8 protein-coding genes and 1 rRNA gene are annotated in these 16,051 nt (G+C 60.3%); 5 read left to right on the top strand and 4 right to left on the bottom strand.

The annotated features are described in order from the left end of the window. Positions 1–46: 46 nt before the first annotated feature. Positions 47–2,140, bottom strand: a complete 2,094-nt coding sequence (locus ACJ8QI_RS14335; protein ID WP_197813592.1) for a TonB-dependent receptor domain-containing protein — start codon at positions 2,138–2,140, stop codon at positions 47–49. A 534-nt stretch (positions 2,141–2,674) separates the two neighbouring features. Here ACJ8QI_RS14335 and ACJ8QI_RS14330 point away from each other — a divergent pair. Both ACJ8QI_RS14330 and ACJ8QI_RS14325 read left to right on the top strand, forming a co-directional pair. Beyond that, positions 2,675–4,285 (top strand): condensation domain-containing protein, encoded by a 1,611-nt coding sequence (locus ACJ8QI_RS14330; RefSeq protein ID WP_442532707.1) that lies wholly within the window; start codon positions 2,675–2,677, stop codon positions 4,283–4,285. 64 nt (positions 4,286–4,349) lie between these two features. Continuing rightward, positions 4,350–7,445, top strand: coding sequence for an amino acid adenylation domain-containing protein (locus ACJ8QI_RS14325; protein ID WP_442532706.1), 3,096 nt, complete (start codon positions 4,350–4,352; stop codon positions 7,443–7,445). Between the two features lie 42 nt (positions 7,446–7,487). Here the strand turns inward: ACJ8QI_RS14325 and ACJ8QI_RS14320 are convergent, their stop codons facing one another. After that, positions 7,488–8,831 (bottom strand): condensation domain-containing protein, encoded by a 1,344-nt coding sequence (locus ACJ8QI_RS14320; RefSeq protein ID WP_060440919.1) that lies wholly within the window; start codon positions 8,829–8,831, stop codon positions 7,488–7,490. Between the two features lie 275 nt (positions 8,832–9,106). After that, the gene (gene gltP / locus ACJ8QI_RS14315) at positions 9,107–10,423 is read right to left on the bottom strand and encodes a glutamate/aspartate:proton symporter GltP (protein ID WP_015376334.1); all 1,317 of its coding nucleotides are present in this window, start codon (positions 10,421–10,423) and stop codon (positions 9,107–9,109) included. A 900-nt stretch (positions 10,424–11,323) separates the two neighbouring features. Here gltP and acs point away from each other — a divergent pair. The 3 genes from acs to actP all read left to right on the top strand — a co-directional run bounded on the left by acs (position 11,324) and on the right by actP (position 15,343). After that, entirely contained in the window at positions 11,324–13,282 is a 1,959-nt protein-coding gene (gene acs / locus ACJ8QI_RS14310; protein WP_100397139.1) for an acetate--CoA ligase, read from the top strand. Positions 13,283–13,373: 91 nt separating this feature from the next. After that, a complete protein-coding gene (locus ACJ8QI_RS14305) occupies positions 13,374–13,685 on the top strand; it encodes a DUF485 domain-containing protein (RefSeq protein ID WP_004930047.1) in 312 nt (103 codons plus the stop codon). After that, positions 13,682–15,343, top strand: a complete 1,662-nt coding sequence (gene actP / locus ACJ8QI_RS14300; RefSeq protein WP_060425186.1) for a cation/acetate symporter ActP — start codon at positions 13,682–13,684, stop codon at positions 15,341–15,343. Before ACJ8QI_RS14305 ends, actP begins: the two co-directional genes overlap by 4 nt. Positions 15,344–15,774: 431 nt before the next feature. On the opposite strand, the gene rrf is transcribed toward actP, so the two are convergent. Beyond that, positions 15,775–15,890, bottom strand: a 5S ribosomal RNA gene (rrf, locus tag ACJ8QI_RS14295). Between the last annotated feature and the right edge of the window lie 161 nt (positions 15,891–16,051).

Here is a 16,051-nt window from a genome sequence, read left to right as displayed (position 1 = left end):
AGCGCATAAAAAGGGGGGACATTCGTCCCCCGTCATCGCGATAGCGTTAGAAATTCAGCTCAACTGCTGCACCGACCAAGCGGCCTCGCTGAAGAGTCGCCGTGTAGATGTCGTTGCTTCTGACCATCTCGCGGCGGTCTGAATCAAACAGGTTTTTCGCATACAGCGTGGCGCGGCCGTAGTCGAAGGTGTAAGCCAGCTGGGCGTTGGCCGTCCAATAGGAGCCGATGCGCCCGCGCGAGTCGTTGTCGTATTGCGAATAGTAGGAGTCGGTAAACGCCACGTTGCTACTCAGCTCCCACCCTTTCAGGAACTGATATTTAGCACCCATGTTGGCGGTGTAAGCCGGTGCGCGCGCCAGCTCATGCCCTTCCACGCCGCTGCCCGAGAACTTCTTGATGTCGGTTTTCAGCAGGCCGAGGTTGCCGAACAGCTCGAAGTCCCAACGCGGCTGCCAGGTGGCGCCGATTTCCGCGCCGTAGGTTTCCACCTTGTCGGCGTTACGGATCACGCTGGAGTTCTCACCCAACGAATAAGGCAGCTGCATATCCTTGTAATCGTTGTAGAAGATGTTACCCGTCAGCACCACGTTGGCATCTTTCAGATGATGGCGGGTGTACAGCTCGTAGTTCCACACATACTCGGAACCGTAGGTATAGCTGACCACCGGCGTACCGATCGTGATGCCACCGCCGCCGGCGTTATAGCCGCGGGCGATCTTGGCGCCGTAGGTTTGGGTATCCGTCGGTTTCCAGGCCACGTCCAGCTTCGGCAAGAACACCGTGTAGGTTTCGTCGAAGTCGATGCGCACCGCCTGGCTGCCGCCGTCGCGGCGACGGTGCTCGCGTTCCAGACGGCTGGCGGCGGTCACGTCCACCTGCGGCGTCAGCGCATAGGTCAGCTCGGCGAACGCCGAATGGGTATCGGTTTTATCTTTGAAGGTCGATCCGCCGAAGATGTTGACGAATTCATCCTGCGTGCCGTGGAAATAACGCAGCCCCGCCAGCCCGTGCAGGCGGCTGTCCACGCCGCCGAAGCGCACCACCGGTTCTACGTGAACTTCCTGGCCGTCGATCTCGGCGTATTGGATGTTGTAAGCGGTCGGACGGTTGATATTGAAATCGGTATAGATAACGCGGTTTTCAAACGTCAGCGCATCGGAGGCCTCCCAGGCCAGATCCCAGATGGTGCTGTTCATGTTGCTTTTGAACACGGCGCGGCGCGGATCGTGACGCGGATTGGTCGGGTGCGGCTGCGGGTTGAGGCTTTCGTTCTGTGGCGCGGTGCTGCCGAAGTGGTTAAAGGTCAGCTTGGTGGTCAGATCGCGCAGGCCGGCCGGGTTGAACAACAGCTTGGCGCGGGCAGTGGTGGCTTCCACTTCGCGCGGGTCGCCCACTGGCGCATAGGCCGGCAGATCGGCTTCGCTGCGGCGGCGCTGGCGATCGACGCTGACGCGGAACGCCAGCTGATCTTCCACCAGCGGGCCAGATGCCATGGCGGCCAGCTGTGAAGAGTGCTGGTTGCCGGCCCCGCCCTTGAAGGCGCTTTCCCATTCGAAGGTCGGATCTTTACTGGCCATAACGATGGCGCCGGCGATGGCGTTACGCCCCTGAATGTAGCTTTGCGGGCCGAGGAACACTTCGACGCGATCCAGATCCCACAGCGACTGCGGGCCGAACGCCTGTTCGTTATAGGTCAGCGAACGGCCGTCCAACGACAGATTGAGGCGCGGGCGGGTGCCGCTGAGGAAGGCGTTGGCGCCGACGTTCGGGCCGGAACCGTCGATACCGCGCACGGTCGGCAATTCGTTACCGATGCCCAGATCCACCACGTTGGGGGTCATGCGCAGCAGATCGGGGATCTGCACGGCGTCGGGCATCGAGGCGATGCGGTTGCTGTCGAACACCTGCACGCTGGAACCGGTGTCGAAAATGGAACGTTTGATCTTCTCACCGGTGACCAGCAGCGTTTCCGCGTCCTGGTAGGTTTCGTTGCTCTTGGTTTCCGCCGCGTTGACGTTACCGATCGCCAGTGAACATACCCCTAAAAATACGGAGGAAAACGCCCCAATGGCTTTCAACCCCGCTTTTTCCCCGTTTCCTACGCTTTCATGCCGTTGAGCCGCAAAATGCTTGCCCATAGATGTCTTCTCCTTTCATCCCAGAGGTGCACAAAATTTGATTTTTTTTACACAACCTACATCGACACTCACACAGACCATGACGCTCCGGCCTTCCCGACCTTTCTGTTGCTTATCCCTGCGGCAAACCCATGCCTTGCGCGGCCGAACGGGCGCGGCCCCGTCCACGGCCAAGCCGCCGGCGGAGCGGCCGGCGGCTTGTATAAAAACGTAAAATAATGTTAAGAATGATAATATTTTGCATTTTCTAATGCAAATCATTATCAACAAAGGTGTGAGGAAAGCCGCGATAACAGACAGAAAACCTTATACTTTCGCAGGTAAAACAGGCGCTGCAATAACAAGCAATCATTACAATGCTAAGAATAATATAGATAAATTATTCACACCCAACGATACGCCCGTCCGCCCTCGCTAAAACCCCTTATAGCTAGCACCATCGCGTCAAATGGATTAAATAATAATAATTTTCATTCCTATTAACATTTGGATATATTCTTGCAGTCTCGTTGGCTGAATCAAAATGGATACCCGATGAAAGCTTTGACCACGATGCAGGCCGCCTATTGGGTAGGCCGACAGTCCGCTCCTCCCCTCGGCGGCATGGCCGCCCACCTGTATGCGGAATTCGACGGCGGCGAGCTGGATCTCGCCCGACTGCGCCAGGCCGTCGATGCGCTGTACCTGCGTCATCCGCTGTTACGCCTGCGCATTACCGATGATGGCCGGCAGACGATCGCGCCTCCCGGCCCCCGGCACACCTTGCATCTCGACGACTGGCGGCACGCCGATACAGCGACGCTGGCAGCCGCGCTCGCCGCCAAACGCCAGGCAAAAAGTACCCAGCTGCTGCCGCTGGAACAGGGCGTGCCCTGCGATATCAGCCTGAGCCTGTTGCCGGAAGGGCGCAGCCGCCTGCATGTCGATCTCGATATGATCGCCGGCGATGCCATGAGCTTTCGCCTGTTGATGGAAGATCTGACGGCGTTTTATCACCAGTGCCCACCGGCGCCCTCCCATGACGCGCCGCCGGCCTACTTCGATCACCTCGAACAACGCGACGCCGACAGCGCGCTGCGCCAGCGGCGCGAACGCGGCCAGCGTTGGTGGCGTGAGCGCCTGGCGCAGGTGCCACCGGCGCCGCGCCTGCTGCGCACGCCGGACCGCTGCCGCAGCGATCGCCTGGCCATACAGCTGGACGCAGAGGAAAGCCGCGCGCTGGAGAACGTCGCCAAACGGCACCACACCTCGCTCTCGACGCTGTTTCTCGCACTGTTCGCCCTGGCCGTCGGCCAGGGGTGGAACATGACGCGCTTTCGGCTCAACGTGCCGCTGTTCCACCGCGAGAGCGAACGGGAGGACGCGCATCGCCTCATCGGCGATTTCTCTAACCTGGTGCTGCTCGGCGTGGAGCTGAACCCGACGGAAAACCTGAGCGCCTTCTGCCGGCGCCTGATGACCCAGCTGGCGGAGCTGATCGAGCATGCGGATTACCCCGGCGTGAGCGTGATGCGCGATCTGTCGCGCCTGCACGGCAGCCTGCAGCCTTCGCCGGTGGTGTTTACCGCCGGTTTCGGCATCCGCGGCAAGACGCTGTTTTCCGAACGGGTCACCGACACCTTCGGCCGTCTCGGCTGGGTCATCTCTCAGGGGCCGCAGGTGGCGCTGGATGCGCAGGTCGCCCACGTCGACGACGGCATTCTGATCAACTGGGACGTGCGGCTCGACGCGTTCCCCGAGCAGGTGCTGCCACGCCTGCTGGCCTGTTACCGGGCGCTGCTGCACCTGGCCGCGCGGCAAACGGCGGCGTTCGATCGCCCGCTGTCGCACCTGCTGGCGCAATGCACGCCCGAGGCGCTGGCGCAGCAGGCGCCGGTGCGCCAGGTGCTGCATCGGCTGCTGGCGCGGGTGGCCCCCGAGACCGGCTTACGCGACCACGACGATATCCGCCGCTTGGCCTTGCCGGATGCCGGGGTGAACGCGCTGCTGACGGTGCTCAACAAGTATCTGACGGCGGGGCTGACGGCGCAGGATCTGGCGGCGCATTCCTCCCCTGCAGCGCTGGCGGCATTGATCTGCCAACGCTCGCCCGAGGCAGGAAGGCATGCGAAAACGCTGCTCGCCGCGCTGGCGCCGCAGCACTGAGATCGGTTTCCGGGCGCGCAGCGCCCGGCTCGTTTTAATCGGTTAGCGACTATAGGGAAGTACCATGGAGACAGCTTTAACCGCACTGCAGCAGGCCTATCTTCTGGGCCGCAGCGATCGATGGCCGCTCGGCGGCGTGGCGATGCACGACTTTCGCGAATACCACGCCCGGCAGCTGGACGTACCGCGCCTTGAAGCGCGCCTGACCGAGCTGGTACAGCATTACCCGGCGTTGCGCACCTGCATCGATGTGCAGCGCGGCACGCAGCACGTACGCCCGGAGGTGACGCTGCATCTGGATCGCCACGATCTGCGCTCCCTTGATGGCGAAGCGGCGCAGCGCCAGATCGAACAGCTGCGCGCGCGTTACTCCCACCAGCGCCACGATCCGAGCCAACCGCTGTGGCGCATCGCCGTGCTCCAACTTGCCGAACAGCAGGATCCGACGGGATCGCCGTACGATACGCTGATCTTCACCAGCTTCGATGCGTTGATCCTCGACGGCCAGGGGATCTCCACCGTGATCGCGCGCCTGTTTGACGATCGCCCTCTGGCGCCGACCGCCGCTGCGCTGCCGCCCCCTGCTGCACCTGCGGCGCAGCGCCAGGCCGATGCCGCCTACTGGCGCGACAAGCTGCAGGATGTCACCACCCCGTCAGCGTTACCGTGGCGCGCCCCGCTCGCCAATCTCACCTCGTCGCGCTATCGCCGCGCCACCCTGACGCTGCCGCGCGATACGATAAAACAGCTCGGCCGCCTGGGATCGCCACATGCGCTGCTGCGTAACAGCCTGCTGTCGGCGCTGATCCTCGATACGCTGGCCCACTGGACCACTGACGGCGAGCTGTGCGTCGGCGTGCCGGTGGCATTCCCCGCCGCCGACGGTGCACTGGGCAACGCCTCCAGCTTCGTAGCGGTACGCTATTCGCGCCACGGCGAAGATTTTATCCAGCGCGCACAAGCCTTGCAGGACGACGTGCTCGGCGCGCTCGACCACCTGACGTTTTCCGGCGTCGATCTGGCGCGGCAGTTGCTCGGCCAAAGCCAGGGCGGCCCGGCGCTGCCGGTGATCCTGACCAACTGCCTGGGCTGGGAGACGCTGCCGGCCGAGGCGCCGGTGCGCTTCCACGACGGCCTGACCCAAACGCCGCAGGTCGCCATCGACATTCGCCTGACGCTGGACAGCGAAAAAAACCTGCAGCTGTGCGTGGACTACGCCGAGCAGGCGCTGCACGGTGAACAGGTAGAAGCCATGCTGGCGGCATTGCAGCGACGCATCCTGCACAGCTGCCAACGGGCCGACCTGGCGATCGCGCCGCGGGACTTCATCGATCTGGCGCATTATCGCCACAACGACAGCGAAGCGAATTACGCACCTTATCCTTATCTGGCACAGCTGGCCGAGCGGCTGTTCGGCGCGCAAGGCGGCGGCAACGCGCTGATCTGCGGCGAACAGACGCTGACCTACCGCGAGCTGGGCCAGCGGATCGCCACGGCGATCGCCAATCTGCAGAGCCGCGGCGTGCAGCCGGGCAACGTGGTCGCGCTGTATCTGCCGCGCAGCCCGGAACAGATCATCTTCAGCCTCGCCTGCGCCCTGCAGGGCGTGATCTGGGTGCCTGTCGATATCAACTCGCCGCCGGAACGCACCGCCTATCTGCTGGAAAACTGCCGGCCGACGCTGGTGGTGCACGGCGGCGATCTGGAGACGCCCATTGGCGTGACGCCGGCGACCCTGCTGGCGCCGACGGATCACGCGCCTGCGCTGCCGGATGAGCAGACGCTGGTTGAACGCAGCGCCAGCCAGGCCGCGAGCTACTACCTGTATACCTCCGGTACCACCGGTAAGCCCAAATGCGTGGTGCTCAACAACCGCGCCACCGCCAACGTCGTCCACCAGACCCAGCAGCGCTGGGCGGTCACCGCCGACGACGTCTTCATTTCCGTCACGCCGCCGCACCATGACATGTCGATGTTCGATCTGTTCGGTTCGCTGTGCGCCGGCGCTACGCTGGTGCTACCGGCGCCGCATCAGGAAAAGGACGCCATCAGCTGGAACCAGCTGGTAGAAAAGCATCGGGTCACCCTGTGGTGTTCGGTACCCGCGATTCTGGAGATGTTGCTCACCTGCAAAACGGCCGACAGCCTGCGTTCGCTGCGCCTGGTGGCGCAAGGCGGCGACTACATCAAGCCGGCGACGGTACAAACCCTGCGTACCCTGCGCCCGGATCTCGCGCTGTTCTCGCTCGGCGGACCGACCGAAACCACCATCTGGAGCATCTGGCACCCGATCGCCCCGCAGGAGAACGGCACCGTGCCTTACGGCCGCCCGCTGCCGGCCAACCGCTACTTCATCTGCCATGACGACGGCAGCCACTGCCCGGCCGGCGTGGTCGGCCGCATCCATACCGCCGGGATCAACCTGGCGTTGGGCTACCTGGAGCAGGGGGAGCTGAAGCAGCACGATTTCGTTACCCTCGAAGGGCCGGATGGGCAACCGCTGCGCGCTTTTCGCACCGGCGATCAAGGCTACTACCGGGCGGACGGCAACATCATGTTCGCCACCCGGGTGAACGGCTATGTGAAGATCCGCGGCGTGCGCGTCTCGTTGCCGGAAATCGAAGACGTGCTGCGCCGCCATCCGGCGATCCAGGACATGGTGGTGGTGGATTACCCCAGCGGAGAGAACAACGAGGCGGCGCTCGGTGCCCTGTATCTGACCCGCGACGGCAAACCGCTGCCGCTGTCCGAGATCCGCGCCTTCGCCACCGGCTATCTGCCCTGTACCCATATTCCGACACGCTTTATCCATGCCGAGGCGCTGCCGCTGTCCGCCAACGGCAAAACCGACCGCCATCGCATCCGTGCCGACCTGAGCCACCAGCAAACCGCGCCGGCGCTGAACGCCTGTGCGGCCCCACCGCCGAACGCGCCTTTGGCGCGCAGCGCAGAGATCCTGACCATTTACTGGCAGGCGATCGGCGTGGCGCCGCGCCCGGAATGGGGAGAAGAGACGGCATTTATCGCCATGGGGCTGAAGCTGCCGCATATCAAACAGGTGGCGGAACGCCTCAATGACGCTTTCGGCACCCGGCTGGTGAGCAGTTCGCTCCTGCCGTGCAAGAACGCGCGCGAAGTGGCGGCGTTGTTGGCCAACTGAAACCACACCACTCGGGCGGGGACATCCCCCGCCCGCATTTTATCAGGCGGGCAACGCCGTCAGGGCCGCCAGCGGCTGCTCCCAGGCTTCCCGCTGCAGCGCGCGCAACAGGAATTCCTGCAGCGCCTCGCCATAGTCCAGCGCATCCTCCGTCGGGAACTGCTCCAGATAAATATCGATATCCACCTGCAGATCGCGGGCGTCGGTGCGGCCGCGATAAGTCAGGTTAAAACCGTCGCCCGAGCCGCCGGCCAATACGCGGCGGGTGCCGCTACAGCCGACAAAACGAGGCGCATCGAAGGGTTGCACGTTGATGAAGGGGGAAATAAAGAAGCGCGAGTCAGGATCCACACCGCGATCGGCGGCCAGTTGGCGCAAGCGGTAGCCGGCGTGGCTGCGCAGCTCGCGCAGCTGCTGCGTCAGAGTGGTGAGAAAGCCCCCCAGCGTCTCCGCTTGCGGCGGTGACACCAGCAGCGGCAGCGTGTTGACCGCCAACGAAGGCACGTTGGTGGCGGCCTGTCCGCGGCGATTCATCGCCGGCATCCACATCGGCAACGCCTCGCCCTGCCGGGTGTCGCGGGGCATCACCTGAAATAGCCAGGCCGCCGACAGCGCCACCAGCAAGTCGGGCCAATTGATGCCGCTGCGCTCCGCCAGCTGCGCCAGTCGTTGCGATACCGCCGCCGGCAGCCGGTGGTGGGTGCTCAGACGCCGCACGCCATAGGCCTCACCGCCCTTGCGCACCGTCGGCAGCGCCTGCGACGGCGGCAGATAGCTCTGCCAAAAGCGCCGATCGCGCTCGCATCGCTCAGAACCCGCGTAGGCCAGCTCAGCCTGTTGAAAGGCGTCGAAGGCGCCCAGAGGCATGCCCGCGCTGCCTTCACCCAGATAGTGTGCATACAACGCGGCGCAGCGGTGTTCAATTAGCGCCATACCGAAACCATCAACCAGAATATGGTGCGCACGTACGTACCAGAGGTAGCGCTCCGGCCCCAGCTTGATCAGCCAGGCGGCGGCTAACGGCTCGCAGTGCAGCGCCCGGCGCTGCGCGATATCTTCGCGCATCAGGTTTTGCGCCGCCTGCCAGGGATCGCCGTGCGTTTGTAGATCGATGCGTTGCAATGGCGGTATACGCTGTGGATCGTGCCGTAACGGCGGAGGAGAGTCGCCATGCCGCTCGCCAAAGCGCAGGGCAAACGCCTGCGTCTCGGCGAGGGTGGTGGCGATCGCCCGGCAGAGCGTCTCTTCCTCTACCGCGCCGCACAGTTCGGTGCAGTGTGCAACGGTGGACAGGGTCTGCCCGGGGTGCAAGGTGTGTTCTTCCCAGAAATCAAGCTGCGCTGGCGCCAGCGGCAACCATTCAGAGGCCAAAGCGGTGTCCGACATGTTACCTACCTTTGATAAGCCCGAATAAAGACGCCGAACGGGCGTAACCCCGCCGTTCAGCGGCTTTTGCGTGTCTCCATACATCATCAAATGAAAATGATAATAACATCTATTATCATTTCTATTAATTTGGTAACACTTTAGATTCTGTTAAGCGGGGATGCAAGTCGCGCAGTGGGGACGGAGAGAAGAAAGTGGCGGAGAGAAGACGGCTAAAAACAAAACGCCCCGGCACAGCTGCCCGGGGCGTTTTTAACGTCGGCGACGCTCGGTGATTAGGCCTGATTGGCCGGCTTCACCTTCTGCGCCAGAAACTCCGTTTCGTAGGCCAGCGCCTTCTTGCGATCGAACTGGTGCTCCCACTTGGCGATCACCAGCACCGCCAGCGCGTTACCCACGACGTTCAGCGCGGTGCGCGCCATATCCAGGATACGGTCCACGCCGGCGATGAACGCCAGGCCTTCCAACGGAATGCCGACGCTGCCCAGCGTGGCCAGCAGCACCACGAACGAGACGCCCGGCACGCCGGCGATCCCTTTCGAGGTGACCATCAGCGTCAGCACCAGCACGATCTCCTGCCCCAACGACAGCTCGATGCCGTACAGCTGGGCGATAAAGATAGCGGCAATGCTCTGGTACAGCGTCGAGCCATCCAGGTTAAAGGAGTAGCCGGTCGGCACCACGAAGCTGGTGATCGACTTGGGCGCGCCGTAGGCCTCCATCTTTTCGATGATGCGCGGCAGCACCGTTTCCGAGCTGGCGGTGGAATAAGCCAGGATCAGTTCGTCTTTCAGGATGCGGATCAACGTCCAGATGCGCAGGTTGCACAGCCGGGCGACAGCCCCCAGCACCACCAGGGCGAAGAACGCGATGGCGAAGTACACCAGCACCACCAGCTTGGCCAGCGGCAGCAGCGAGGCGAAACCGAAGTTGGCTACCGTGACCGCAATCAGGCCAAACACCCCGATCGGCGCATAGCGCATGATCATGTGGGTGACTTTGAACATGCTCTCGGACACCGCCTTGAACACCTTCAGCAGCGGCTCTTTGGTCTCTTTCGGCAACGACGACAGCCCCAGACCGAACAGCACCGAGAAGAAGATAATCGGCAGCATGTCGCCCTTGGCCATCGACGAGAAGACGTTCGACGGGATCAGCGACAGAATGGTCGCCACCAGACTGTGCGAACCGCTTTGCACCTGTTCGGTGGTTTTCTCATACTGCGAAATGTCCACCGTGGTCAGCGTCGACATATCGATGCCGTGGCCGGGTTGGAATACGTTGGCCAGCGTCAACCCCACCACGATGGCAACGGTGGTGATCACTTCGAAGTAAATAATGGTTTTCAATCCGATGCGGCCCAGCTTTTTCGCATCGCCCACGCCGGCAATACCGACGATCAGCGTGGAAATAACGATCGGTACCACAATCATCTTGATCAGGCGAATAAAGATATCACCCGCCGGGCTGAGAATATTGCTGACCAGCCACTCACGAGATTCTGTCTGGTTGTGCAATACCGCGCCAACAATAATACCCAGCACCAACGCGATCAGGATTTGCCAAGCCAGGCTAATTTTTACACTTTTCATACCCAAAAAGTCCTCAAAGACTCTTTTCGCCGTACAAAGTCGCAACACGGAGAAAAGAATACTTAATCATTTATTACAGGCTTATGTTAATTCAGTGGAAGCGTTCACCTGCCCTGGGTGCGACGCAGTATAAATCTGTATCATCCGGGCGGCATGCTCTGCAAGCCTTGATTTGTCAGGGTTGAGCGCTGAATCGAATAACAAAAATTTCGCGTTACTATTTCAAATGGCATAATTGCTTGTTATTAAAAACATAATTTCTCATGCAATGAAGCACATAACCGCGCCGACGACGTTTTTTTGAACGCCATTAAAATGCGTTATTTTTCGCCCATTCTGCATATTTAATCCGCATCAAATGTTTATATTTTGTTACGTAAAAGTCAAATAAATGAGAATTGACCGAGTGACATTTTCGACCATAAATGCAGCACCGCTTTATATTTAGCTTAAAAATCGAGCGATGGCGCAGAGTGAATCCCCTAGGATATCACCCGACCTTTCATCAGGAATTAAAGGTTAATAAAACGTTATTTCACGGCGTGCCGTCCATCGTTATATCGCGTTAATATCAACTTCGAATATTAATAGCGAAAAATAATCCAAAAAGATTTATAGCGTGAAATAACGCAGGCCTTTCCCACGCGATTAATCACGAGGCAAACAGTCTCGTCTTTTTTTATTCTTTTTTGTTCTTTAGATAAGTGTTTTTGGCTAAAAACGCGGGTTTATGATGAATTAAACGCCAAAGAGATAGATACGTCCTGCAAATGCGACAGAACTATTACAAATCAATATCTTTGTTGCGTGATCTGCCGCGCAAAAAAGAAACAAAGAATCGTAGCAAACTATACTTAACCTTCAGTTGACATATCATTAACAACTTCAAGGAGAAAAGCTATGAGCCAACTGCATAAACACGCTATTCCTTCTGCAATTGCAGAGCGCGCCCTGATTAATCCGGCACAATACCAACAGTATTATCAACAGTCGGTTCAAGACCCAGAGGCTTTCTGGGGTGAGCATGGCAAAATCCTGGACTGGATCAAACCCTATACCAAAGTTAAAAACACGTCGTTCGATCCCGGCCACGTCAGCATTCGTTGGTTTGAAGACGGTACGCTGAACCTGTCTGCCAACTGTCTGGACCGCCATCTGGCTGAGCGCGGCGACCAGACCGCCATTATCTGGGAAGGCGATGACCCAACCCAATCCAAGAACGTGACTTACAAACAGCTGCACCATGACGTCTGCCAGTTCGCCAACGTGCTGAAAAAGCTCGGCGTGAAAAAAGGCGACGTGGTGGCTATCTATATGCCGATGGTGCCGGAAGCGGCGGTCGCGATGCTGGCCTGTGCGCGCATCGGCGCCGTACATTCGGTGATCTTCGGCGGCTTCTCGCCGGAAGCGGTCGCCGGACGCATTATCGACTCCAACGCCAAACTGGTCATTACCGCCGATGAAGGCCTGCGCGCCGGCCGCGCCGTGCCGCTGAAAAAGAACGTCGACGATGCGCTGAAAAATCCCGGCGTGGTCAGCGTGGCCAACGTGGTGGTATTCCAACGCACCGGCAAACCGGGTTACTGGCAGGAAGAGCGCGATCTGTGGTGGCATGAACTGACCCAGGGCGTCTCCGCCGACTGCCCGCCGGAAGAAGTGAACGCCGAGGACCCGCTGTTTATCCTGTATACCTCCGGCTCGACCGGCAAGCCGAAAGGCGTGCTGCACACCACCGGCGGCTACCTGGTGTACGCTGCGATGACCTTTAAGTATGTGTTCGACTACCACGACGGCGACATTTATTGGTGCACCGCCGACGTGGGCTGGGTCACCGGCCACAGCTATCTGTTGTACGGCCCGCTGGCCTGCGGCGCCACCACGCTGATGTTCGAAGGCGTGCCTAACTATCCGGGCGTCAATCGCCTGTCACAGGTGATCGACAAGCACCAGGTCAACATTCTGTATACCGCGCCGACCGCCATTCGCGCCCTGATGGCCGAAGGCGACAAGGCGATCGAGGGCACCCGACGCGATTCGCTGCGCATCATGGGCTCGGTCGGCGAGCCGATCAACCCGGAAGCCTGGGAGTGGTATTACAACAAGATAGGCAACGCAAAGTGCCCGATCGTCGATACCTGGTGGCAAACCGAAACCGGCGGCTTCATGATTACCCCGCTGCCGGGCGCCACCGAGCTGAAGGCCGGTTCCGCCACGCGGCCTTTCTTCGGCGTACAGCCGGCGCTGGTCGATAACGTCGGCACACCGCAGGAAGGCGCCTGCGAGGGCAACCTGGTGATCGTCGACTCCTGGCCGGGCCAGGCGCGTACCCTGTTTGGCGATCATGACCGCTTCGAGCAAACCTACTTCTCGACCTTCAAAGGCATGTACTTCAGCGGTGACGGCGCCCGCCGCGACGAGGACGGTTACTACTGGATCACCGGCCGCGTCGACGACGTGCTGAACGTCTCCGGCCACCGTCTGGGCACCGCCGAGATCGAGTCTGCGCTGGTATCGCACCCGAAAATCGCCGAAGCGGCGGTGGTCGGCATTCCTCACAACATCAAAGGCCAGGCGATCTACGCCTACATCACGCTGAATCACGGCGAAGAACCGACGCCGGAGCTCTATACCGAAGTGCGCAACTGGGTGCGTAAAGAGATAGGGCCGATCGCCACGCCGGACGTGCTGCACTGGACAGATTCGCTGCCCAAAACGCGCTCCGGCAAGATCATGCGGCGTATCCTGCGCAAAATTGCCGCCGGCGACACCAGCAACCTGGGGGATACCTCCACGCTGGCGGATCCGGCCGTAGTCGACAAGCTGTTGGAAGAAAAACAATCAATGAAAGTGCCGTCATAATTTACGCCGCTTCAGGCCGCTCATTCGGATAACGCGCCGTTGAGCGGCCCTGGCGCGGCGTACTCTATCAATACCTACTGGAGACACTCTGATGAATGACACCATTTATCAAGGGATTGAAGAAAACCCGCGCTTTAAAGAGCTGGTGAGAAAACGCGGCCGGTTCGCCTGGCTGCTTTCGCTGATTACGCTGGCGCTGTACGTCGGCTTTATTCTGTTGATCGCCTTCGATCCGCAATGGCTCGGCACGCCGATCGCCGCCGGATCGACCATCACCCGCGGGATCCCGGTCGGCGTCGGGCTGATCGTGATCTCTTTCGTCTTGACCGGGATCTACGTGTTTCGCGCCAACGGCGAGTTCGATCGCCTCACCGCAGAAATCCTGCGTGAGGTGAAACAATGAAGCGTTTATGCTCCGCCCTTTCCGCCGCCGCGTTGCTGTTGCTGCCCGGTCTGGCTCATGCCGACGCCATCGGCGGCGAAGTGCATCGTCAACCGCTGAACATCCAGGCGATCGTGATGTTTATCCTGTTTGTCGGCGCCACCCTGTACATCACCTACTGGGCGTCCAAACGCACCCGTTCCCGCCAGGACTACTACACCGCGGGTGGGCGCATCACCGGCCTGCAAAACGGCCTGGCGATCGCCGGCGACTTCATGTCCGCCGCCTCGTTCCTCGGCATCTCCGCCCTGGTTTACACCTCGGGTTATGATGGCCTGATCTATTCCATCGGCTTCCTCATCGGCTGGCCGATCATTCTGTTCCTGATCGCGGAGCGCCTGCGCAACCTCGGCCGCTATACCTTTGCCGATGTCGCCTCTTACCGTCTGCAGCAGAAACCGATCCGCACCCTGTCGGCCTGCGGCTCATTGGTGGTAGTCGCGCTGTATCTGATCGCGCAGATGGTCGGTGCCGGCAAGCTGATCCAGCTGCTGTTCGGGCTCAACTACCACGTGGCGGTGATCCTGGTCGGTATCCTGATGGTGCTGTACGTGCTGTTCGGCGGCATGTTGGCTACCACCTGGGTGCAAATCATCAAGGCGGTGCTGCTGCTGGCCGGCGCCAGCTTTATGGCGCTGATGGTGATGAAGTCGGTCAACTTCGACTTCAATACCCTGTTCGCCGAAGCGGTGAAGGTGCATCCGAAAGGCATCGCCATCATGAGCCCCGGCGGCCTGGTCTCCGATCCGATTTCCGCGCTGTCGCTCGGCCTGGCGCTGATGTTCGGCACCGCCGGTTTGCCGCATATCCTGATGCGCTTCTTTACCGTGAGTGACGCCAAAGAAGCGCGCAAAAGCGTGTTCTACGCCACCGGTTTTATCGGTTACTTCTATATCCTGACCTTTATCATCGGCTTCGGCGCCATCTTGCTGGTCAGCGCCAATCCGGCGTTCAAAGACGCCACCGGCGCGCTGCTGGGCGGCACCAACATGGCGGCGGTGCACCTGGCCAATGCCGTTGGCGGCAACTTCTTCCTCGGCTTTATCTCGGCGGTGGCCTTCGCCACCATTCTGGCGGTCGTAGCAGGCCTGACGCTGGCCGGCGCATCGGCCGTTTCCCACGATCTGTACGCCAGCGTGATGAAAAACGGCAAGGCGACCGAACGCGATGAGCTGAAGGTCTCCAAAATCACCGTCGTGGTGCTCGGCCTGGTCGCTATCGCGCTGGGGATTTTGTTCGAGAAGCAGAACATTGCCTTTATGGTCGGGTTGGCGTTCTCGATCGCCGCCAGCTGTAACTTCCCTATCATCATCCTGTCGATGTACTGGTCGCGTTTGACCACTCGCGGCGCGATGATTGGCGGCTGGCTGGGCCTGCTGACGGCGGTGATTCTGATGATCCTCGGCCCGACGATCTGGGTGCAGATCCTCGGCCATGAAAAGCCGATTTACCCGTATGAATACCCGGCGCTGTTCTCGATGATCGTGGCCTTTGTCGGTACCTGGCTGTTCTCGATCACCGACGGCTCGCTGGCCGGGCAGCAGGAGCGGGAACGCTTCCGGGCTCAGTTTGTCCGTTCGCAAACCGGGCTGGGCATCTCTCAGGGCAGCTCGCATTAACCGAATAATAAGTGAAAAAAGCAAACACACCCTAATCAAAGGCCCTTCGGGGCCTTTTCTCTGGCTGTTTATCGGAGAGAAGCTGGGGAAAGCAGCGCAGCCTAGCTGCGCTTTTTTGCGTTTTACGCATAGCAAAAAGCCCTGAACGTCAGTTCAGGGCTTTCGGCTGGGTTTGATGCCTGGCAGTTTATGGCGGGCGTCCTGCCCGCCCCCCTTCGGGCCGTTGCTTCGCAACGTTCAAATCCGCTCCCGGCGGATTTGTCCTACACAATTCGTCTCATCCTGAGACTCTCCCCTCCGGGGCCGCCGCACGCGGCGTTAAGGCCCGTTCCCGACGGGCCTTTCGCATGCCCATGCTCGTGCAGAACGCCAGATAACAGACAAAACAAAAAGCCCCATGCTTTCGCATGAGGCTTGTTGTTTTATTTGATGCCTGGCAGTGTCCTACTCTCGCATGGGGAGACCCCACACTACCATCGGCGCTACGGCGTTTCACTTCTGAGTTCGGCATGGGGTCAGGTGGGACCACCGCGCTATTGCCGCCAGGCAAATTCTGTTTCATTCCAACCGCTTCACTCTCGTAAAGCCATCAGAACCAATCTCGGAACTTCGCTGAAAATCTCTCTAAAAACACCTTCGGTGTTGTAAGGTTAAGCCTCACGGATCATTAGTACTGGTTAGCTCAATGCATCGCTGCACTTACACACC

Source organism: Serratia sp. CY84636 (assembly GCF_052166245.1).
GTDB lineage: Bacteria > Pseudomonadota > Gammaproteobacteria > Enterobacterales > Enterobacteriaceae > Serratia > Serratia nevei.
The sequence above is the reverse complement of the archived record's forward strand: the minus strand, read 5'-3'. Positions and strand labels throughout refer to the sequence as shown.

Excerpts from the sequence above, each read along its gene's own strand:
- ACJ8QI_RS14335 (WP_197813592.1), bottom strand. The coding sequence starts at position 2,140 with ATGGGCAAGCATTTTGCGGCTCAACGGCATGAAAGCGTAGGAAACGGG.
- ACJ8QI_RS14330 (WP_442532707.1), top strand. The coding sequence starts at position 2,675 with ATGAAAGCTTTGACCACGATGCAGGCCGCCTATTGGGTAGGCCGACAG.
- ACJ8QI_RS14325 (WP_442532706.1), top strand. The coding sequence starts at position 4,350 with ATGGAGACAGCTTTAACCGCACTGCAGCAGGCCTATCTTCTGGGCCGC.
- ACJ8QI_RS14320 (WP_060440919.1), bottom strand. The coding sequence starts at position 8,831 with ATGTCGGACACCGCTTTGGCCTCTGAATGGTTGCCGCTGGCGCCAGCG.
- gltP (WP_015376334.1), bottom strand. The coding sequence starts at position 10,423 with ATGAAAAGTGTAAAAATTAGCCTGGCTTGGCAAATCCTGATCGCGTTG.
- acs (WP_100397139.1), top strand. The coding sequence starts at position 11,324 with ATGAGCCAACTGCATAAACACGCTATTCCTTCTGCAATTGCAGAGCGC.
- ACJ8QI_RS14305 (WP_004930047.1), top strand. The coding sequence starts at position 13,374 with ATGAATGACACCATTTATCAAGGGATTGAAGAAAACCCGCGCTTTAAA.
- actP (WP_060425186.1), top strand. The coding sequence starts at position 13,682 with ATGAAGCGTTTATGCTCCGCCCTTTCCGCCGCCGCGTTGCTGTTGCTG.